Source organism: Citrobacter sp. Cc139 (genome assembly GCF_030334645.1).
Taxonomy (GTDB): domain Bacteria; phylum Pseudomonadota; class Gammaproteobacteria; order Enterobacterales; family Enterobacteriaceae; genus Citrobacter; species Citrobacter werkmanii.
This window is the reverse complement of record NZ_JAOWDM010000092.1, coordinates 132,644-152,708: the sequence shown is the minus strand read 5'-3', so window position 1 is coordinate 152,708 and position 20,065 is coordinate 132,644. Positions and strand designations below refer to the sequence as shown.

Sequence of the window (20,065 nt, the reverse complement as noted above, 5' to 3'; positions counted from 1 at the left end):
CGATGCTGTCGTCGCACCACCAACAGCGCGTTGCAAGGTGGTGGCGTCTGTTGTGTGGTGCGAATAGTCGGATTAGCGAAATATCAGGATTTGGTCATCAGGAAGCGGACCGTGTCTGCATAGTTCTGTACGAAAGAATTAAGGTCATCTGATTTCAGTCCCTTCGGATTGATCATATATTTACCGTTAATAAAAATGGCAGGCACACCTTTTAAATCCACAGCTTTAGCCATTTCCTGTTGTTTGGCGGTGAGTGATTTCACGGCAAAGCTATTCCACGCGGCATCATAATCGCTGGCGCTAACGCCGGCGTTGATAAATACGTTACGAATATCGTCTGCTGTCTTAATCGTTTGTTTTTTCTGCACGGCATCAAAAAGCAATGGTTTCACTTTGTCCTGCACGTTCAGGAGAATGGCGACGGACCAGGCATGCGTCATGTCTTGCCCCAAAGGGCCTAAAAAATCGACGTGATACTCGGTGAGTTTGACATCAGCAGGCAGAACTTTTTTTACGTTATCAGTCACTTTAAACACTTCATCATATTGATAGCATGAAGGGCAGTAAAACGAGAAAAACTTCAGCGCCGCCGGTGCTGTAGCGACGGGTTTTTCCAGTGAGATAAATTCTTTGCCGTCGGTAAATGTTGCGGCCTGAGCGCTGACTGTGAAAAGTAATCCAATCAGGGGTAATAAATATTTTTTCATTTCCATATACTCTAAATAACATTTATTAAACATGTTGTTCTTGAAATGAACGGGTGTCCATTACGTTACGCTATAATACGATACTCGCATTGAAAATGTGCTGAACCTTACTTTCATTTACGCATCAATACATGGCAGTACATTCGACGTGTCTTTTTTGTGCTGGTGTTAAATATTATCGGGTACCCTTTATAAATAATGAATAATAACTGGCGTAACATTTTAAGGGGGTATTTAATCCGCAATGTTATATTGTAATAAGGAATGCTGAAAATATGATGAATAATCATTTCACATATAGCGTTTTTATTGCGCGAGGGCGTGTATAACCTTCAAATAACAGGACATAACTTTACAGCGTAAAGGTTGCTAAAACCTGGCGAGTGGTTAAGATAACCCGCATCAATCAGTGAGGGTAGAATGGCGAAACGTCAACGGCTGGGATGGTGGTTCCTCTGTCTGGCATGTGTTGTGGTGATGGTTTGCACCGCGCAACGCATGGCGGGCCTGCACGCGTTGCAGATGAACACCGTTGCCACCAGCGTTGTCACAAGCGAACAAGCGCAACCTGATGAGGCTGCCCCGGTTACCCCTTGTGAACTGAGCGCGAAGTCGTTACTGGCTGCGCCGCCGGTACTGTTTGAGGGCATTATTCTGGCGCTGTGTCTGCTGCTGTCGCTACTGGCGCCAGTGCGGGCGTTTCGTTTACCTTTTTTCCCACCGCGAGCCATCTCGTCGCCCACTCTCAGGGTACATCTCCGATTTTGCGTCTTCCGTGAATGACAGAGCAGCCGTTGCTGACTGTTAGATAATTATTCACGGAGAAAAACTATGATGACTGTTTTCAGGCAGGCGCTGCTCTGTCTGTTATTACTCTGGCTGCCCGTATCCTGGGCGGCTGACCCCGGCTGGCTACGTTCACCCGATAACGATCACGCCAGCGTGCGATTACGCGCCGATACCTCAGCCGCCGGTGAAACCCGTCTGCTGCTGGATGTTAAACTGGAAGATGGCTGGAAAACCTACTGGCGTTCGCCGGGGGAGGGGGGCGTTGCGCCGTCTATCGCCTGGAAGGGCGAAATGCCGACGGTCGACTGGTTCTGGCCAACCCCTGCGCGTTTTGAGGTCGCCAATATCACCACCCAGGGGTATCACGATCGGGTGACGTTCCCGATGATGGTGCGCGGCAGATCGCCCGCCACGCTTAGCGGCGTGTTGACACTATCCACCTGTAGCAACGTTTGCCTGTTGACGGATTTTCCTTTTTCCGTGACGCCCACCGCCGAGGATCCGACTTTTGCGCATGACTATGCTCAGGCGATGGGGCAGATCCCGCTCGCCAGTGGCCTGACTGATTCTCTTCATGCCGGGGCGCGTGCTGGAGAACTGGTCGTTGAGGCGCAGCGCGCCGGAGGCTGGACTGCACCAGGGCTGTATCTGGATGCCGTAGATGATGCGGATTTTGGTATGCCGCAAATCCAGGTTGACGGGGAAACGCTACGCGCCACGGTACCTGTACATGATGGCTGGGGGGAAGGTGCGCCGGATCTACGCGGTAAGTCGGTCACGCTGGTTTTGGCTGATAATGGCGTGGCGCAGGAAAGCCGTCTTGCGATTGGCGAAGCGCCAGCCATCGATAACGCTTCGCTTCCGCTGTGGCAGGTGGCGCTAATGGCGTTACTGGGCGGGTTGATTCTCAACCTGATGCCCTGCGTGTTACCGGTGCTGGGTATGAAGCTGGGTTCGATTTTACTGGTTGAGGAAAAAAGCCGCCGCCAGATTCGCCGTCAATTCCTCGCATCGGTAGCCGGAATACTGGTCTCCTTTATGGCTCTGGCGCTATTGATGACGGTACTGCGGTTAACCAATCAGGCGCTTGGCTGGGGGATCCAGTTCCAGAATCCGTGGTTCATCGGTGTCATGGTACTGGTGATGCTGACGTTCAGCGCCAGCCTGTTCGGGTGGTTTGAATTCCGTCTGCCTTCGGCGATGACCACCACGCTGGCGACTCATGGCGGTAACGGCCTGGCGGGACATTTCTGGCAAGGCGCATTTGCGACCCTGCTCGCCACGCCATGCAGCGCCCCGTTTCTGGGCACGGCGGTGGCGGTGGCGCTGACGGCCTCATTGCCGACGCTGTGGGGACTGTTTATCGCGCTAGGTCTGGGGATGAGTCTGCCGTGGCTGCTGGTGGCCCTGCGTCCCGGTCTGGCGCTGCGCCTGCCGCGGCCGGGGCGCTGGATGAATATCCTGCGGCGTTTGCTCGGCGTGATGATGCTGGGTTCGGCTATCTGGCTTGCGACATTGCTGCTCCCGCATTTAGGGCTGGCAGGGCAAAGTAGCGCTCAAGAGAGCGTGAACTGGCAACCGCTTAGCGAGCAGGCGATTGAAGAGGCGCTGGCGCAACACAAGCGTGTGTTTATTGACGTCACGGCGGACTGGTGTATTACCTGTAAGGTAAATAAATACAACGTCTTGCATAAAGATGACGTCCAGGCCGCGCTGCAGCAGCCGGATGTTGTGGCGCTGCGCGGCGACTGGACGCTCCCTTCTGAAGCCATCACCGAATTTTTGAAAAAACGCGGCCAGGTTGCTGTGCCGTATAACCAAATTTATGGCCCCGGTCTGCCGGAAGGTCAGGCGTTGCCAACGTTGTTAACCCGCGATGCGGTACTGCAAATGTTGAATGATGCTAAAGGAGTCACCCCATGAAGATGATGATTGTTCTGTTGTTAAGCCTGTTTTCCGCCGTCAGCGTGGCGAAAGAGCCTGCGCCATTTACCCCGGAGCAGGAAAAACAAATCGAAGCGCTTATTCAGGAAGCCCTGTTTAACGATCCCAACAGCCCACGAATTGGTGCAAAGCAGGCGAAACTGACGCTGATAAACTTTACCGATTACAACTGTCCATACTGCAAACAGCTCGATCCGATGCTGGAGAAAATTGTGCAGAAATACCCTGACGTGGCGGTGGTCATTAAACCGCTGCCATTTAAAGGGAAAAGTTCGGAACTGGCGGCGCGGACCGTGCTGACCACCTGGCATCAGCATCCGCAGCAGTTTCTGGCGCTGCATGAAAAGCTGATGCAGAAGAAGGGCTATCATACTGACGTGAGTATCAAGCAGGCCCAGGAAAAAGCGGGTGCCACTCCGGTGACGCTGGACGCGCAAAGTGCGGAAACGCTGAGTACGAATCTGCAACTGGCGCGACTGGTCGGGGTGCAAGGTACCCCTGCAACGATTATTGGCGATGAACTCATTCCGGGCGCAGTACCATGGGAAACGCTTGAGGACGTCGTAAAAGAAAAACTGGCGGCAGCCAATGGTCAGTAAGCTACGCCGCTGGCTGCGCGAAGGGCTGATCTTACTGGCGTTGTTGGCCGGTGTGATGTTGCTGATGGATGCCTGGCGTGCCCCGCAGCTCCCTGCCTCTTTTGACAGCACACCTTTACAAACGCTGGATGGTGAAACCGTCACGCTGGTGGCGCTGAGTCAACACGAGCCAGTATTGCTCTATTTCTGGGCCAGCTGGTGCGGCGTGTGTCGCTTCACGACGCCGGAAGTCGCCAGGCTACGTTCGCAAGGGGAAAACGTGATGACCATTGCGCTACGCTCCGGCAATGAAGCCGAGGTATCCCGCTGGCTGTCGCGAAAAGGCGTGGACTTTCCGGTCATCAATGATGCAAACGGGGCAATTTCCCGCAGTTGGGCAATCAGCGTCACGCCCACGCTGGTGGTAATGTCGCAAGGCCGGGTGGTGTCTACAACCAGCGGCTGGACCAGTTACTGGGGCATGAAGCTTCGGTTGTGGTGGGCGAAAACGTTCTGATATTCGTGCCGGGGAAACCCGGCATTTTTTATGCTGCCGCCGCTAAAACGGGAGGACATATTTCGTTGTCTGGCGAAGCAAGCAGGGTGATTGATGTTCAGAATGAGTCACCTTCTCTTTGCAGGAAAGTGCAATATGACGAGTTCTGTAGCGTTTGGACCTTCTCTGGTAATAATGATTGCCGCCACATTTGTCCTCGCCGGCATGGTGAAAGGGGTCACCGGTATGGGGTTACCCACCGTGGCGATGGGGATCCTCGGATCGCTTATTTCGCCGGTTGCCGCGGCGGCAATGCTGCTCTTACCCTCGCTTATAAGTAATTTGTTCCAGTTTGGCGGCGGCGGTAATACACGCAGATTGCTCAAACGGCTGTGGCCTATGCTGTTGACGGTAGTGGTAGCGACTCTGCTTGCCAGCGCCTGGATTACCGGCGGCGACACGGCCCGTACCCAGTTTGCGCTCGGCGTAGCGCTGGTGGCTTACGCCATCTGGACGTTGGCGGGTAAGACGATCGCGGTGGCCGCGCACCGTGAAAAGCCATACTCCCTTGTTGTTGGATTCGTTACCGGCTTGCTGACCGGCGGAACCGGCGTATTTGTGATGCCTGCGGTGCCCTGGATCCAATCCCTGGGTTTTGAGAAAGATGAACTGGTGCAGGCGCTGGGGATCTCTTTCACATTTTCAACGCTGGCGCTGGCGCTCGGACTGTGGTGGCACAATGCGCTGCCCGCACAGTCGCTGAGCTTATCGGCGTTGGCCATTGTGCCTGCGCTGATTGGTCAGTGGATGGGGACTCGTGTGCGACGGGTTATATCTCCGCTGGTTTTTAAACGCTGTTTTCTGTTGTGTTTGCTTGGACTGGGTGCGGAGATGATGGTGCGTGCGGCGTGACCCTTCGGTGACTTTAGCGCGTTTTCATGGCATCGTTAATTCAGATATTTAGCGCCAACGAGGTCACTATGGTATCCGTGATGTTAAAGGAAGAAGAGGGCGAGCTGGAGTCGCGCATGGCGCTCACTGCGGCAGTCATGGCCGATAAATCGCGCTCGCGTATGCTGTGTGCGCTGATGGATGGCCGCGCCTGGACCGCGACCGAACTTAGCGCCGTAGCGGATGTATCCGCTTCGACCGCCAGCGCGCATCTGGCGCGTTTGTGCGAACAACATTTTGTGGTGGCGCTCGCTCAGGGAAGGCATCGTTATTTTCGCCTCGCAAGCGCGGAGATTGCTGAACTGCTGGAACGACTGATGGGGGTGGCGTGGGCGACATCTACCCCTCGAAAAATCACCACGCCCCTAAGTTTGCGGCATGCCCGCACCTGCTACGACCATCTCGCCGGAGAAGTGGCGGTGAGACTGTTTGATACGTTCGTTTCCCGTCAGTGGTTAACGCCGGATGGTGAAACGCTAACTGAACTCGGGCAGGAAAAGCTGACGGAAATGGGGATCGTCCTCTTTACCGGCTCGTCACGGCGGAAATTAGCCTGCGGTTGTCTGGACTGGAGTGAGCGACGTTACCATCCTGGCGGCGTGCTTGGCGCAACGCTGCTACGTTGGTTTACCGAACAAAAGTGGATTAAAACGCAGACCGGTAGTCGCCATGTCACCTTTACCCCACCAGGGATCCGCAAACTCAATAGCGAGTTCGGTATTAAAACAACACGGTAGATGCCCTGTTTTGCGAAAGCGTTCCCGGAAAAATGTCCTGTTTCTGTCACACTCTGTTGTGATTGATAACAACAAGAGGTCGTAGGGATGAATAAATCGTTAATCGCCGCAGCCGTGGCAGGGGCTGTATTAGTGTCAGGCGCCGCGTACGCGCAGACCGCGCCGGAAGGCTACCAGCTTCAGCAAGTATTGATGATGAGTCGGCATAACTTACGTGCACCTTTAGCCAATAACGGCAGCGTTCTTGAGCAGTCCACGCCTAAACAATGGCCGGAATGGGATGTTCCTGGCGGGCAACTCACCACCAAAGGCGGCGTGCTGGAAGTCTATATGGGTCACTACATGCGTGAGTGGCTGGCAGAGCAAGGGATGGTAAAAACGGGCGAATGTCCGGCTCCGGACACGGTCTATACCTATGCGAATAGCCTACAGCGTACGGTTGCTACGGCGCAGTTCTTTGTCACCGGCGCATTCCCGGGGTGCGACGTTCCAGTTCATCATCAGGAAAAAATGGGCACTATGGATCCCACCTTTAACCCGGTGATCACCGATGATTCTGCCGCCTTCAGCCAGCAGGCTGTCCAGGCGATGGAAAAAGAGCGCAGCAAAATGCAGCTCAGCGACAGCTATCAATTGCTTGAGCAAATGACAGACTACAAAGACTCGCCATCCTGCAAAGAAAAACAGCAGTGTTCCCTGACCGACGCCAAAGATACGTTCAGCGCCAAATACCAACAGGAGCCGGGGGTGTCAGGACCATTAAAGGTGGGGAACTCGCTGGTCGATGCTTTCACGCTGCAATATTACGAAGGATTCCCGATGGACCAGGTCGCCTGGGGGGAAATTAAGTCCGATCAACAGTGGAAGGTGCTGTCGAAGCTGAAAAATGGCTATCAGGACAGCCTGTTCACCTCGCCGGAAGTGGCGCAGAACGTCGCCAAACCGCTGGTGAAATATATTGATAATGCGCTGGTCACCGAACGCATGAAAGCACCGAAAATAACCGTGCTGGTGGGGCATGACTCAAACATTGCTTCGCTGCTCACCGCGCTGGATTTCAAACCGTATCAGCTTCACGACCAGAACGAGCGTACGCCGATCGGCGGGAAGATTGTCTTCCAGCGCTGGCATGACAGCAAGGCGAATCGTGATCTGATGAAAATCGAATATGTCTATCAAAGCTCGCAGCAGTTGCGTAATGCGGATGTCCTGACGCTGAAATCCCCGGCGCAGCGTGTGACGCTGGAGCTGAAAGGGTGTCCGGTAGATGCGAACGGCTTCTGCCCAATCGATAAGTTCGATAGTGTGTTGAATGAGGCGGCGAAGTAAAAGAAAAACTCCCCCGTGCGAGCGGGGGAGTCAGAGCGCTAGACGTTTTTGCGTTCGATAGTCTGTTCACCCCAAAAGAGCGAATCTTTGTCTGTTTTCTCAAAGGCTTTGATGAGCACCTCATCGCTACCTTCTTCCCAAATTTTTTCCGCCAGTTTCTCGTCATAATGCGCGACTTCAAAAATGGCTTCGGCTATTTCCGGCGATGTATTGCGCAGACTTGCCCATTCACCGACGTGATGGGCTTTCGCTTCTTGAGTTGGCATTCGAATCCTCCTGTTGAAGATTAGCCGTTGAGTTTTACTGCCAGACCTGCGACATATTCACCCTGATAGCGGGCGATAGACAACTCTTCCTGACTTGGCTGACGGGAGCCGTCGCCTCCGGCGATGGTGGTTGCGCCGTAAGGCGTACCGCCGCGAACCTGTGAGACATCAAACAGCTCTTGCGCTGCGTAGCCGATCGGCACAATCACCATCCCATGATGGGCAAGCGTCGTCCAGGTTGAGGTAATGGTTTGTTCCTGACCGCCGCCGGTCCCCGTTGAGCTGAATACGCTGGCGAGTTTGCCGTACAGCGCGCCGGAAGCCCACAGCCCGCCAGTCTGGTCAAGGAAAGTACGCATCTGGCCGGACATATTGCCAAAGCGTGTGGGGGTACCAAAAATGATGGCGTCGTAATCAGCCAGTTCTTGCGGGGTGGCGACTGGTGCATTTTGTGTTTTACCGCCCGCCTTGAGGAAAATCTCAGGCTGCATGGTTTCCGGTACACGCTTAATGATGACTTCCGCGCCGTCTACCTTATTTGCGCCTTCTGCAACTGCATGGGCCATAGTTTCAATGTGTCCGTACATGGAATAATAAAGCACCAGAACTTTTGCCATTTTACACTACTCCTCGAGTTAACCGTGTCCGTAGCGATTCGCTACCTACCTATAAAGATATGACGTACTGTCAGGAGTGCAAATTTCACAAACACTTCTTTGATTTATAACAATTTTTATAACATCCTCTTATGTTGCAAAATGATACATATTTAACCGTGCGAAATTTGGTAGTCATAAGAAAGGCTTATTGATTTCTTCTTGTTATTATTTTGATCATGCAGCGGATCCTGTTGCAGGATATTACAGTTTGCTGGTCAACAGGCCGGTCTTCGCTAAGCTTAATTCCACGCAGTGAAAACAAGGGCCTCGCCCAGACGCTGCGTTGAGGTATCACTCCTCAGTACCTATGCAATATGATGTCTAATCAATGACGGAGGTCAGTAATGGCAAACCATCGAGGCGGTTCCGGTAACTTTGCGGAAGACCGCGAAAGAGCATCAGAAGCAGGTCGAAAAGGTGGCCAGCACAGCGGGGGCAACTTCAAGAATGACCCGCAACGCGCTTCAGAAGCAGGCAAGAAAGGGGGCAAAAATAGCCACGGCAACAATAAATCGTAATTATTGCATTGCCTGTTAGTTATGTCGTGACGGTCTCGTGTTTCATCTTAGCCGTCACGAAGCCACCGCCGCCGGGATCATCCGGCGGTTTTTTTTGTCAGCAAGGTTGAACTGTAACAAAACGCAACGCAGACTAATGACATTCTGTTAATCGGGTGTCTCATGTCTTTACTTTCTCGTTATTCCTTTTCGGTTAAACCTCAGGAGGCGATCCTCATTGTGATCACCATGTTCTGGGGTGGAACGTTTTTGGCGGTGCAATATGCCGTTACTCTGAGCGGGCCCTTTTTCTTTGTCGGTGTGCGTTTTGCTACTGCCGCGCTGGCCGTTGCGCTTCTGTCGTGGCGAACGCTGCATAAGCTGACCTGGCTGGAGTTTAAAGCTGGCGTGGCAATTGGCATTGCGATAGCGCTGGGCTATAGCCTGCAAACCTGGGGATTGCAGTTTATTCCCAGCAGTAAATCGGCGTTTATTACCGCGATGTACGTACCGCTGGTGCCGCTGTTGCAATGGCTGTGCCTGGGGCGTATGCCTGGCCTGATGCCGTGTGTCGGGATTGTACTGGCCTTTATCGGGTTGATTTTTCTTGCCGGACCGGGGGGAAATTTACTGGCGCTGGGTGAAGGTGAGTGGATCACGCTCGCGGGCGCGGTGGCGATTGCGGCAGAAATTATTCTGATTAGCGCGTGGGCGGGAAAAGTAGATGTGCGTCGGGTAACGGTGGTGCAACTGGCAACCGCTTCTGTGGCGGCGTTTATTGCCATGGCCCCGGCAGGAGAGTCTGTACCGCCGATGTCGACAGGATTGCTGGTGGTCGCGCTGGGTTTAGGCATTTTTAGCGCGATTATTCAGGTCACCATGAACTGGGCGCAGCGCAGCGTTTCGCCGACGCGGGCGACGGTCATCTACACCGGAGAGCCGGTGTGGGCGGGGATCTTTGGTCGTCTGGCGGGTGAACGCCTACCGCTACTGGCTTTGTTAGGCGCAGCATTCATTATTGTTGGCGTGCTGGTCAGCGAACTGAAGTTCAAGAAGAAAAAAGCGCAGCCGCAGGCGGCGCCTCCTGAATCGCTTTAATTTAACCATTCACCGTGTGATTTGGTATGCTGACGCCCTCACAAGAAGGAGAGGGCGCATGGTCCAACGCGCAGAGAAAAAAAACGGTAAACGCTCGCAGGCCGTCAGTGCAAAACGTCAGGCTATTTTAACCGCGGCATTAAATATCTTTTCCCAATATGGGATCCATGGTACGCGTCTGGAACAGGTGGCAGAGCAGGCGGGGGTGTCAAAAACGAATCTGCTCTATTACTACCCGTCAAAAGAGGTGCTCTATATTGCCGTTTTACGGCAAATCCTCGACATCTGGCTGGCACCGCTAAAGGCGTTTCGCGAAGACTTTGCGCCGCTGGTGGCCATTAAAGAATATATTCGCCTGAAGCTGGAAGTGTCGCGCGATTACCCGCAGGCTTCCCGGTTATTCTGCATGGAGATGCTGGCGGGCGCGCCATTGTTGATGGCTGAATTAACGGGCGATCTTAAAACGCTGATTGATGAGAAATCGGCGTTGATTGCCGGATGGGTCAGCAGTGGGAAACTGGCTCCTGTCGATCCGCACCATCTGATTTTCATGATTTGGGCTTCAACACAGCATTATGCAGACTTTGCCCCACAGGTAGAGGCGGTAACGGGCGCAACGCTGCGTGATGAAGCCTTTTTTAACAAGACCGTTGAGAGCGTACAGCGGATGATTATCGAAGGGATCCGCGTGCGTTAGCTGGCTGGCGGTAGCGGACAGCTTAAATCGCCTTCTTCACACTGTAAAAGCGAGGCGAGAAACGCTTCGCGCTCGTTGGTCTTATCCGTTAAACACTGGCTGGAAATCATCGCCTGGGCGCTTCCGCCTTCGGTACCGGAACTGATTAACGCACAGTCTGCAACGCGCAGGGTTATCCACGAAGTTTGCGCTTTTTTCAGTAAATCGCGCTGGGTCGGGGCGGCGCGCTTCAGCGCATTCTGATACGTTTCATTAAGTTTGGCGTCGGCCGCTTTATACTGCTCTGCCGCACAGGTGTTCATTTCAGCTTGATTATTCGCGTTGGCGCAGTCATCTGCCAGCGCCTGGCCGCTCAGCAGCAGCGCTGCACATGTCAGTAAAATTCGTTTCATATTTCCCTCTGACTTTATAAAAAAGGCCCCGTTACCGGAGCCTTAATTAACCACAACCTTAGCCGATTGTCATCAGGCTGGCGTTGCCTCCGGCGGCGGCGGTATTGACGCTCAGGGAGCGTTCAATATACAGCCTTTCAAGCAGGATATTGCTTTCGCCGCGGGCAAAGCCCTGAACCGACACAATCGCTCCTTCACGGGCCGCCACCGCTTCACACAGCGCGCGAAGCTGATCGGAATCGCCATGGAAAATCACGGCATCAAACGGCTGCGTGGCGATGTTGTCCGCTTTGGCAAACTGAATCCGCCCGGAGACTGCAACTGGCAGACGTTTTGCCAGTTCACGATGGAACGCATCATCCGGCCACAGGATCAAGCTTCCCACCGAAGTCACAGCGGCAACCTGCACCAGCGCATCCTGCTCGTCATCAGCGATACACAGTACGCGCTCGCGCGGTAACAGCGTCCAGGTATTGCGCTCGCCGGTTGGTCCTGGCAGCAGACGTTGCGTTCCGGCCTGCGCCAGTTCACCAAACTGCTGGCAAAGCGCACGCAGCGACGGACGATCGGCGGCCCATTCGGTGAGGGCTTCCAGCGGTTGCACGAGAGCCGCTTTGAGCTGCGCATCGACAGGATAGTCTGCATCCTGACGGGCAAGCGTAATGCCCAGCGCATTCTCCGGGCGGTTAGCCAGCAGGCGGTACAGGTACAGCGGTCCACCTGCTTTTGGTCCGGTTCCTGACAAGCCTTCGCCACCGAATGGCTGCACCCCGACAACGGCGCCAACCATATTACGGTTAACGTACAGGTTCCCCACATGTGCAGATCCCGTGACCTGAGCGATGGTTTCATCAATACGGGTGTGGACGCCCAGCGTCAGGCCATAGCCGGAGGCATTAATTTGTTCAATCAGGCTGCCCAGATTGTTACGGGTGTAACGCACGACGTGCAGTACCGGACCGAACACCTCTTTTTGTAATTCATCGAAGCTTTCCAGCTCGATAAGCGTCGGAGCGATAAAGGTACCGGTTTGCCATTCCCGCGCATCGTCACTGTTCTCACGCACGGCCTGGAATACCGGACGTCCTTTGGCGCGCATGGCCTGAATATGGCGCTCAATATTGGCTTTGGCTTCTTCATCGATAACCGGCCCAATATCGGTAGTCAGGCGACCCGGATTACCCATGCGGCATTCCGCCATCGCCCCGCGCAGCATTTTCAGCGTGTGGTCGGCAATATCATCCTGCAGACACAGGACGCGCAGCGCGGAGCAGCGCTGTCCGGCACTGTCAAAAGCAGAAGCCAACACGTCTACCACCACCTGTTCCGTTAACGCTGAGGAGTCGACGATCATCGCGTTCATGCCACCGGTTTCGGCGATAAGTGGGATTGGACGGCCCTGAGCATCAAGGCGGGTCGCGATATTGCGTTGCAACAGCGTGGCGACTTCCGTCGAGCCGGTAAACATCACGCCGCGTACGCGCTCATCGGAAGTGAGCTGCGCCCCGACGGTTTCGCCCTGGCCTGGCAACAGTTGTACCACACCTGGCGGTACGCCCGCTTCGAGTAAAATAGCGATACCCTGGGCGGCAATCAGCGGGGTTTGTTCCGCTGGTTTTGCCAGTACGCTGTTGCCTGCGGCCAGCGCGGCGGCAATCTGTCCGCTGAAAATGGCCAGCGGGAAGTTCCACGGGCTGATACAAACTACCGGGCCTAACGGACGATGGGTTTCATTATCGAAGTCATCGCGTACCTGGCCTGCATAATAGTGCAAGAAGTCTACCGCTTCGCGCACTTCTGCAATCGCGTTGCTGAAGGTTTTACCCGCTTCGCGTACCAGAATGCCAATTAATTGCTGCATCTGGCCTTCCATCAGAACGGCAGCGCGATGCAAAATAGCGGCGCGCTCTTGTGGCGGCGTCGCAAACCAGATTGGCGCATTATTAACGGCGTTTTGTAATGCCTGTTCCACTTCGCTGTGAGTCGCTTCACGCACGTAGCCGACAATGTCTTTTGGCTCGGCCGGGTTAACGACCGGCGTCATTTCACCGTCAGCAACCGGCTGCTCGAGAATCGGTTTGGCATGCCATTTTTGCAGCGCGCTATTGAGCAGGGCAGAGGACAGCGAGGCCAGACGATGTTCGTTAGCCAAATCCAGTCCGCCTGAGTTTTCCCGGCCTTTACCGTACAGGTCGCGCGGCAGGGGAATCTTCGGATGCGGTAAACCTGTCTGGCCTTCCTGTTGCGCCAGTTTTTCCACAGCTTCGACCGGATCGGTAACCAGTTCGTCCAGCGGCAAAGTGGTGTCAGCAATGCGGTTGACGAACGAGGTGTTGGCGCCGTTTTCCAGCAGACGACGCACCAGGTACGCCAGCAGGGTTTCGTGTGTACCTACCGGTGCATAAATACGGCATGGACGGTTCAGTTTGCCATCCGCGACTTTGCCCGTAACCTGCTCGTACAGGGGTTCGCCCATACCGTGCAGGCACTGGAACTCATACTGACCAGGATAATAGTTTTGCCCCGCTAACTGATAAATCGCCGCCAGCGTGTGGGCGTTATGGGTGGCGAACTGCGGGTAGATCAGATTCGGTACGGCCAGCAGTTTTTTCGCACAGGCCAGATAGGAAACGTCGGTATACACCTTACGGGTATAAACCGGATAGCCTTCCAGACCGTCCATTTGCGCACGTTTGATTTCGCTATCCCAGTATGCGCCTTTAACCAGACGGATCATCAGGCGGCGGCGACTGCGGGTGGCGAGATCGATCAGATAGTCGATAACAAATGGGCAGCGCTTCTGGTAGGCCTGGATAACAAAGCCGATACCGTTCCAGCCCGCCAGTTCGGGTTCGAAGCACAGTTTTTCCAACAGATCGAGGGAGATCTCCAGTCGATCAGCCTCTTCGGCGTCGATATTAATACCGATGTCGTACTGACGGGACAGCAGTGTCAACGATTTCAGGCGCGGATAGAGTTCATCCATCACGCGGTCATATTGCGCGCGGCTATAGCGCGGGTGCAGCGCCGACAGCTTAATAGAGATACCGGGCCCTTCATAAATGCCGCGTCCATTAGACGCTTTACCAATGGCGTGGATCGCCTGCTGGTAAGAAACCAGATAAGCCTGAGCATCAGCGGCGGTTAGCGCCGCTTCGCCCAGCATGTCGTAGGAGTAGCGGAAACCTTTTTCTTCCAGTTTACGTGCGTTAGCCAGCGCTTCGGCGATGGTTTCCCCGGTGACGAACTGTTCGCCCATCAGGCGCATCGCCATGTCGACGCCTTTACGCACTAAAGGTTCGCCGCTCTTGCCGATAATACGGTTGAGCGAGCGGGAGAGGCTGGCTTCGTTATGCGTAGAAACCAGACGACCGGTAAACAACAGTCCCCAGGTCGCCGCGTTAACGAACAGAGACGGGCTACGCCCAATGTGCGACTGCCAGTTACCGTTGCTGATTTTGTCGCGGATCAACGCATCGCGGGTTGCCTTATCGGGAATACGCAGCAGGGCTTCGGCCAGACACATCAGCGCCACGCCTTCCTGCGAAGAAAGGGAGAACTCCTGCAATAAACCTTGTACCATTCCGGCGCGACCGCTGGCGGTCTTCTGGTTACGCAGTTTGTCGGCCAGATCGTACGCCAGCTTATGCGCCTGCTCGGCGATGGGTTGCGGCAGACGTGCCTGCTCCATCAGCATCGGCACGGCGTCGGTTTCGGCGCGGCGGTACGCGGCGGTGATTGCCGCGCGGGAAACGGACTGCGGCAGAATTTGTTCGGCAAATTCCAGGAAAGGCTGATGCGTTTCATTCTGCGGCGTGGTTGACTCCTCGCCCTCATTCGCCGCGCCTGCCAGCAGTGCCGGCAGTTCAGGAAGCGCATCGTCATTTTCCAGTCTTTCAAGATAATTAAAGATGGCTTGTTTAATCAGCCAATGCGGTGTGCGATCGATTCGTGATGCGGCTGTTTTAATACGCTCGCGAGTGGCGTCATCCAGCTTAACCCCCATCGTGGTGGTTCCCATGCCGTTTACTCCTGTTGTACTGAAATACGGGTCTGATAGTTACCGAGAAATATCCACTATGTTGCAACTTTGTGCAACCGTGTTAAATGTGACGTGGTTTGCAAGCTTGAAAATGAATGAAATGTTAATAAAGTTGGTGTTCGTGACAGGGCGAATAAAAATTACGGAATCTTTTTCTCTGCGGTAGTTAACACTTTTCAAAGGTGCAACCAAGAAAAGTGTGAGAGAGTGCAACCTACAGAAAAATGCTATCTACTCTGGATCAATTTTGATGTAAATGGTGTGTTAAATCGATTGTGAATGACCATCGCTTCCGGCAGGATACGGTCGCCTGGTAAACATAGATATCTTTGCCACGTTCCGGCAGGGTAATAAAACGGCAAGCCACGGCATTGCTGATACATAATTTTGGAGAGTTTTGATGGCTATTAGCACACCGATGTTAGTGACATTCTGTGTCTATATTTTCGGCATGATATTGATAGGGTTTATTGCATGGCGTTCAACCAAAAACTTTGACGATTACATTCTTGGTGGACGCAGTCTGGGTCCATTCGTGACCGCGTTATCCGCTGGCGCATCCGATATGAGTGGCTGGTTGCTGATGGGGCTGCCAGGCGCGATTTTCCTGTCGGGGATTTCAGAAAGCTGGATCGCCATCGGCCTTATTTTGGGCGCATGGATCAACTGGAAGTTGGTGGCCGGACGTTTACGCGTACACACCGAATACAATAACAATGCGCTGACGTTACCGGATTACTTTACCGGTCGCTTTGAAGATAAAAGCCGCATTCTGCGGATTATCTCCGCGCTGGTTATTCTGCTGTTTTTCACCATCTATTGTGCTTCAGGGATTGTGGCAGGGGCGCGTCTGTTTGAAAGTACCTTTGGCATGAGCTACGAAACAGCACTGTGGGCGGGGGCGGCTGAGACGATCATTTATACCTTTATCGGTGGTTTTCTGGCGGTAAGCTGGACTGATACCGTTCAGGCCAGCCTGATGATCTTTGCTCTGATCCTGACGCCGGTCATGGTCATTATCGGCGTGGGTGGATTCGATGATTCGCTGGAAGTGATTAAACAAAAGAGCATTGAGAACGTAGACATGTTCAAAGGGCTGAATTTTGTTGCCATCATTTCTCTGATGGGTTGGGGCCTGGGCTACTTTGGCCAGCCGCATATTCTGGCGCGCTTTATGGCGGCAGATTCTCACCATAGTATTGTGCATGCACGTCGTATTAGCATGACCTGGATGATCCTGTGTTTGGGCGGCGCAGTTGCCGTTGGTTTCTTCGGTATCGCTTACTTTAATAACAACCCATCGCTGGCAGGTGCCGTTAATCAGAACGCTGAGCGTGTGTTTATTGAACTGGCGCAAATCCTGTTCAACCCGTGGATTGCCGGTATTCTGCTGTCTGCGATCCTCGCGGCGGTGATGTCGACCCTGAGCTGCCAGTTGCTGGTGTGTTCCAGCGCAATCACCGAAGATTTGTACAAAGCGTTCCTGCGTAAAAATGCCAGCCAGAAAGAGCTGGTGTGGATTGGTCGTATCATGGTGCTGGTTGTGGCCCTGGTGTCCATCGCGCTGGCGGCCAACCCGGAGAACCGTGTACTGGGTCTGGTAAGCTACGCCTGGGCAGGCTTTGGCGCGGCGTTTGGTCCGGTGGTTCTGTTCTCGGTAATGTGGTCGCGCATGACCCGCAACGGCGCGCTGGCAGGGATGATCATCGGCGCGGTGACGGTAATCGTCTGGAAGCAGTTTGCCTGGCTGGGTCTGTATGAAATCATCCCTGGCTTTATTTTCGGCAGCATCGGTATTGTCGTCTTTAGTCTGTTGGGTAAAGCGCCATCAACCGCAATGCAGCAACGTTTTGCCGAGGCTGACGCGCATTATCACTCTGCGCCGCCGTCTCGTTTACAGGCAGAATAATCTACCTTTGTCCTCAGGCCCGCCGCGTGCGCAATACCGTTCGGTTAAGCATGTATGGAGAACGTTTTACCCTGAATTAGTTTCCGTTCACCTTATGTGCATTGCTTCTCTGATATCGCTATACCTGTGAACGTGCAAGGGAGGCTCACCGCCGCCTCCCTTGCATCCCAGGCTCCCGGCGGGAAAATCGTCGCTGCGCGAGCTATTCGTCTTATGCCGTCTGCCTGTCGGGTCGGGGCCGAGCCTGCGTCCCTGCAGGCCGTCCCCTCTGTCCGCATCCCTGCGGACAGACCCGGTCAGCCGTCAACGCCTCATCGATTTTCAGCCGGACCGGGGTCATCGCTTCAACGCTCTGACTTTCAGTAAAATCTTTTTTGCTGTTCAACATATTCAAATAAAAACACAGGAGGTCAGGTGTGGCTGGTCCGGCTGAAAATTGCCGACGTGTTTCCGTAAGGCCGGGAGAGCCAGCATGGATGCTGGCTCAGGGCGCGCTTTGCAGGGACGCTACCTCGCGCCCGGCCCGGTCGCCTGGAGGAATAAACGGAGGGGACCGCGGAGCGGCAATTTTCCCGTCGGGAGCCGGGATTGTAAAGGGCGTGGCGGAGAACGCCCTTTACACGTTCACAGGAATCGGTGTTTCAGAGAAACGATGTACATGAGGTGAACGGAATCCTTTCTCTGAAATAGCATGTTCATTACCTTCGCGAATAAAGGTTGATGCTTTCTGATATAGAGGCGTTAACTTAATGACATTGACGCATGTGGGGGGCTTTTATTACCTACGCTGCAAGCTCGCTATAACCATTACCTGCCTAACCTTTTACATTCAGTCATCATTCTCAAAACATTCTGCTTGAGTTTTTCTTTCCTGTAATGATAATCACTATCACTGTAATTTACTTTTCTTTGCATCAATTGACTGAGAATAACGTTTAAGGGTTCTTCGCATGTTTGTTCCATTTCTAATTATGTTGCGCGAAGGGTTAGAGGCCGCGCTGATTGTCAGCCTGATTGCCAGCTACCTGAAACGGACTCAGCGTGGTCGTTGGATTGGTGTGATGTGGATTGGTGTGCTGCTGGCGGCGGCGTTATGCCTGGCGTTAGGGATTTTCATCAACGAAACCACCGGGGAATTTCCGCAAAAAGAGCAGGAGCTGTTCGAAGGCATCGTGGCGGTCATTGCCGTGGTGATCCTCACCTGGATGGTGTTCTGGATGCGTAAAGTTTCACGTAACGTCAAAGTCCAGCTTGAACAGGCTGTCGATAACGCGTTGCAGCGCGGCAACCATCACGGCTGGGCGCTGGTGATGATGGTCTTTTTTGCCGTCGCCCGCGAGGGGCTGGAGTCGGTGTTCTTTCTGCTGGCGGCGTTTCAGCAGGATGTCGGCATCTGGCCGCCGCTGGGCGCGATGCTGGGGCTGGCCACCGCGGTGGTACTGGGTTACCTGATTTACCTCGGCGGTATTCGTCTCAATCTCGGGGCATTCTTCAAGTGGACCAGTCTGTTCATTTTGCTGGTGGCCGCCGGACTTGCCGCTGGAGCCATCCGCGCCTTCCACGAAGCCGGGTTATGGAATCATTTTCAGGATGTGGCGTTTGACATAAGCAGCATACTTTCGACGCACTCGCTGTTTGGCACGTTGATGGAAGGAATCTTCGGCTATCAGGAGGCGCCAAGCGTGAGTGAAGTGGCTGTCTGGTTTATCTACCTGATTCCGGCATTCATTATTTTTGCGCTACCGCCGCGTTCAGGCACTACGGCATCGCGTACCGCACCTTAAAAACAACGCGATGCGGAATACTTTTTAGTTACAACATACTTATTCAAAGGACCAGGTTATGACGTTTCATTTTCGCCGTAGTGCGCTGCAGTTGGGTATTGCCACGCTGTTTGCTTCCGTTTTTTCTGCACAAGCCGCCGATATTCCGCAGGTGAAAGTCACGGTTAACGATAAACAGTGTGAGCCGATGACGATCACGGTTAACGCCGGGAAAACGCAGTTCATCATCCAGAACCACAGCCAGAAAGCGCTGGAGTGGGAGATCCTCAAAGGCGTTATGGTGGTTGAAGAGCGCGAAAACATTGCGCCGGGCTTTAGCCAGAAAATGACGGCCAACCTGCAGCCTGGCGAATATGATATGACCTGTGGCTTGTTGACCAACCCGAAAGGCAAATTGATCGTAAAAGGAAGCGCTACAGCGGATGCCGCGCACAGTGATGCTCTGTTGAGTCTGGGCGGCGCGATTACCGAGTACAAAGCCTACGTGACGGCAGAAACCGCGCAACTGGTAGCGGGTACCAAAGCCTTCACCGATGCGATTAAAGTCGGCGATGTGGAAAAAGCAAAATCCTTGTATGCGCCAACGCGTCAGCACTACGAGCGTATTGAACCGATTGCCGAACTGTTCTCCGATCTCGATGGCAGCATTGATGCGCGGGAAGATGATTACGAACAAAAAGCTGCCGATCCGAAATTTACCGGCTTCCACCGTCTGGAAAAAGCGCTGTTCGGTGACAATACCACCAAAGGGATGGACAAGTATGCCGACCAGTTAAACCACGATGTCCTTGACCTGCAAACGCGTATTAGCGAGCTGGCCTTCCCACCGTCTAAAGTGGTAGGTGGCGCGGCAGGGCTGATCGAAGAAGTCGCAGCCAGCAAAATCAGTGGGGAAGAAGATCGCTACAGCCATACCGATCTGTGGGATTTCCAGGCTAACGTCGATGGCGCGCAGAAAATTGTCGATCTCCTGCGTCCGCAGTTACAAAAATCCAATGCTGAACTGCTGGCGAAGGTGGATGCGAACTTCAAAAAAGTCGATACCATTCTGAGCAAGTACCGTACCAAAGACGGTTTTGAAACCTATGACAAACTGACCGATGCCGATCGCAATGCGCTGAAAGGGCCAATCACGACGCTGGCGGAAGACTTGTCACAATTACGCGGTGTTCTGGGTCTGGATTAAGCAC

General features: G+C 53.9%; 18 protein-coding genes. 13 read left to right on the top strand and 5 right to left on the bottom strand.

Features of this window, described 5'->3' with window-relative positions; genetic code table 11:
* Positions 1-83: 83 nt before the first annotated feature.
* On the bottom strand, positions 84-707 hold the full coding sequence (dsbA, locus tag OGV69_RS19930; protein WP_038643102.1) for a thiol:disulfide interchange protein DsbA: 624 nt from the start codon (positions 705-707) through the stop codon (positions 84-86).
* Between the two features lie 420 nt (positions 708-1,127).
* Here dsbA and OGV69_RS19925 point away from each other — a divergent pair, with 420 nt between their 5' ends.
* The 7 genes from OGV69_RS19925 to agp all read left to right on the top strand — a co-directional run bounded on the left by OGV69_RS19925 (position 1,128) and on the right by agp (position 7,531).
* Positions 1,128-1,490 carry a copper resistance protein gene (locus OGV69_RS19925; protein WP_069323283.1) on the top strand — a complete coding sequence of 121 codons (363 nt, stop codon included), beginning with the start codon at positions 1,128-1,130 and terminating at the stop codon, positions 1,488-1,490.
* A 48-nt stretch (positions 1,491-1,538) separates the two neighbouring features.
* Complete coding sequence (locus tag OGV69_RS19920; protein WP_069323284.1) at positions 1,539-3,419, top strand: protein-disulfide reductase DsbD family protein; 1,881 nt, start codon at positions 1,539-1,541, stop codon at positions 3,417-3,419.
* On the top strand, positions 3,416-4,039 hold the full coding sequence (locus OGV69_RS19915; protein WP_069323285.1) for a DsbA family protein: 624 nt from the start codon (positions 3,416-3,418) through the stop codon (positions 4,037-4,039). The genes OGV69_RS19920 and OGV69_RS19915 overlap by 4 nt, the downstream gene beginning before the upstream one ends.
* Complete coding sequence (locus OGV69_RS19910) at positions 4,029-4,535, top strand: protein disulfide oxidoreductase (RefSeq protein WP_069323286.1); 507 nt, start codon at positions 4,029-4,031, stop codon at positions 4,533-4,535. Before OGV69_RS19915 ends, OGV69_RS19910 begins: the two co-directional genes overlap by 11 nt.
* Positions 4,536-4,670: 135 nt before the next feature.
* On the top strand, positions 4,671-5,426 hold the full coding sequence (locus OGV69_RS19905) for a sulfite exporter TauE/SafE family protein (RefSeq protein ID WP_069323287.1): 756 nt from the start codon (positions 4,671-4,673) through the stop codon (positions 5,424-5,426).
* A gap of 68 nt (positions 5,427-5,494) precedes the next feature.
* Complete coding sequence (locus tag OGV69_RS19900) at positions 5,495-6,202, top strand: ArsR/SmtB family transcription factor (protein ID WP_038639530.1); 708 nt, start codon at positions 5,495-5,497, stop codon at positions 6,200-6,202.
* An 87-nt stretch (positions 6,203-6,289) separates the two neighbouring features.
* Positions 6,290-7,531, top strand: coding sequence for a bifunctional glucose-1-phosphatase/inositol phosphatase (agp, locus tag OGV69_RS19895; protein WP_038639533.1), 1,242 nt, complete (start codon positions 6,290-6,292; stop codon positions 7,529-7,531).
* 38 nt (positions 7,532-7,569) lie between these two features.
* On the opposite strand, the gene OGV69_RS19890 is transcribed toward agp, so the two are convergent.
* A complete protein-coding gene (locus tag OGV69_RS19890; RefSeq protein WP_038639537.1) occupies positions 7,570-7,797 on the bottom strand; it encodes a YccJ family protein in 228 nt (75 codons plus the stop codon).
* 20 nt (positions 7,798-7,817) lie between these two features.
* On the bottom strand, positions 7,818-8,414 hold the full coding sequence (gene wrbA / locus OGV69_RS19885) for an NAD(P)H:quinone oxidoreductase (protein WP_003036019.1): 597 nt from the start codon (positions 8,412-8,414) through the stop codon (positions 7,818-7,820).
* A gap of 386 nt (positions 8,415-8,800) precedes the next feature.
* Between wrbA and OGV69_RS19880 the strand changes: the two genes are divergently transcribed.
* The 3 genes from OGV69_RS19880 (at position 8,801) to rutR (ending at position 10,748) form a co-directional block, all read left to right on the top strand.
* Positions 8,801-8,974: a con-10 family general stress protein gene (locus tag OGV69_RS19880; protein ID WP_003036022.1), complete on the top strand. Its 174-nt coding sequence runs from the start codon at positions 8,801-8,803 to the stop codon at positions 8,972-8,974.
* A gap of 162 nt (positions 8,975-9,136) precedes the next feature.
* Entirely contained in the window at positions 9,137-10,051 is a 915-nt protein-coding gene (locus tag OGV69_RS19875; RefSeq protein ID WP_069323288.1) for a DMT family transporter, read from the top strand.
* A gap of 58 nt (positions 10,052-10,109) precedes the next feature.
* Entirely contained in the window at positions 10,110-10,748 is a 639-nt protein-coding gene (rutR, locus tag OGV69_RS19870) for an HTH-type transcriptional regulator RutR (RefSeq protein ID WP_069323289.1), read from the top strand.
* On the opposite strand, the gene OGV69_RS19865 is transcribed toward rutR, so the two are convergent.
* Both OGV69_RS19865 and putA read right to left on the bottom strand, forming a co-directional pair.
* The gene (locus tag OGV69_RS19865) at positions 10,745-11,140 is read right to left on the bottom strand and encodes a lysozyme inhibitor LprI family protein (protein WP_069323290.1); all 396 of its coding nucleotides are present in this window, start codon (positions 11,138-11,140) and stop codon (positions 10,745-10,747) included. The two genes, rutR and OGV69_RS19865, sit on opposite strands and share 4 nt — an antisense overlap.
* 58 nt (positions 11,141-11,198) lie before the next feature.
* Complete coding sequence (gene putA, locus OGV69_RS19860) at positions 11,199-15,161, bottom strand: trifunctional transcriptional regulator/proline dehydrogenase/L-glutamate gamma-semialdehyde dehydrogenase (RefSeq protein WP_069323291.1); 3,963 nt, start codon at positions 15,159-15,161, stop codon at positions 11,199-11,201.
* Positions 15,162-15,582: 421 nt separating this feature from the next.
* Here putA and putP point away from each other — a divergent pair, with 421 nt between their 5' ends.
* The 3 genes from putP (at position 15,583) to efeO (ending at position 20,061) form a co-directional block, all read left to right on the top strand.
* On the top strand, positions 15,583-17,091 hold the full coding sequence (gene putP, locus OGV69_RS19855; RefSeq protein ID WP_069323292.1) for a sodium/proline symporter PutP: 1,509 nt from the start codon (positions 15,583-15,585) through the stop codon (positions 17,089-17,091).
* Between the two features lie 950 nt (positions 17,092-18,041).
* Positions 18,042-18,875 (top strand): iron uptake transporter permease EfeU, encoded by an 834-nt coding sequence (gene efeU, locus OGV69_RS19850; RefSeq protein WP_038639559.1) that lies wholly within the window; start codon positions 18,042-18,044, stop codon positions 18,873-18,875.
* Positions 18,876-18,933: 58 nt separating this feature from the next.
* Positions 18,934-20,061 carry an iron uptake system protein EfeO gene (gene efeO / locus OGV69_RS19845; protein ID WP_069323293.1) on the top strand — a complete coding sequence of 376 codons (1,128 nt, stop codon included), beginning with the start codon at positions 18,934-18,936 and terminating at the stop codon, positions 20,059-20,061.
* The last annotated feature ends 4 nt before the right edge of the window (positions 20,062-20,065 follow it).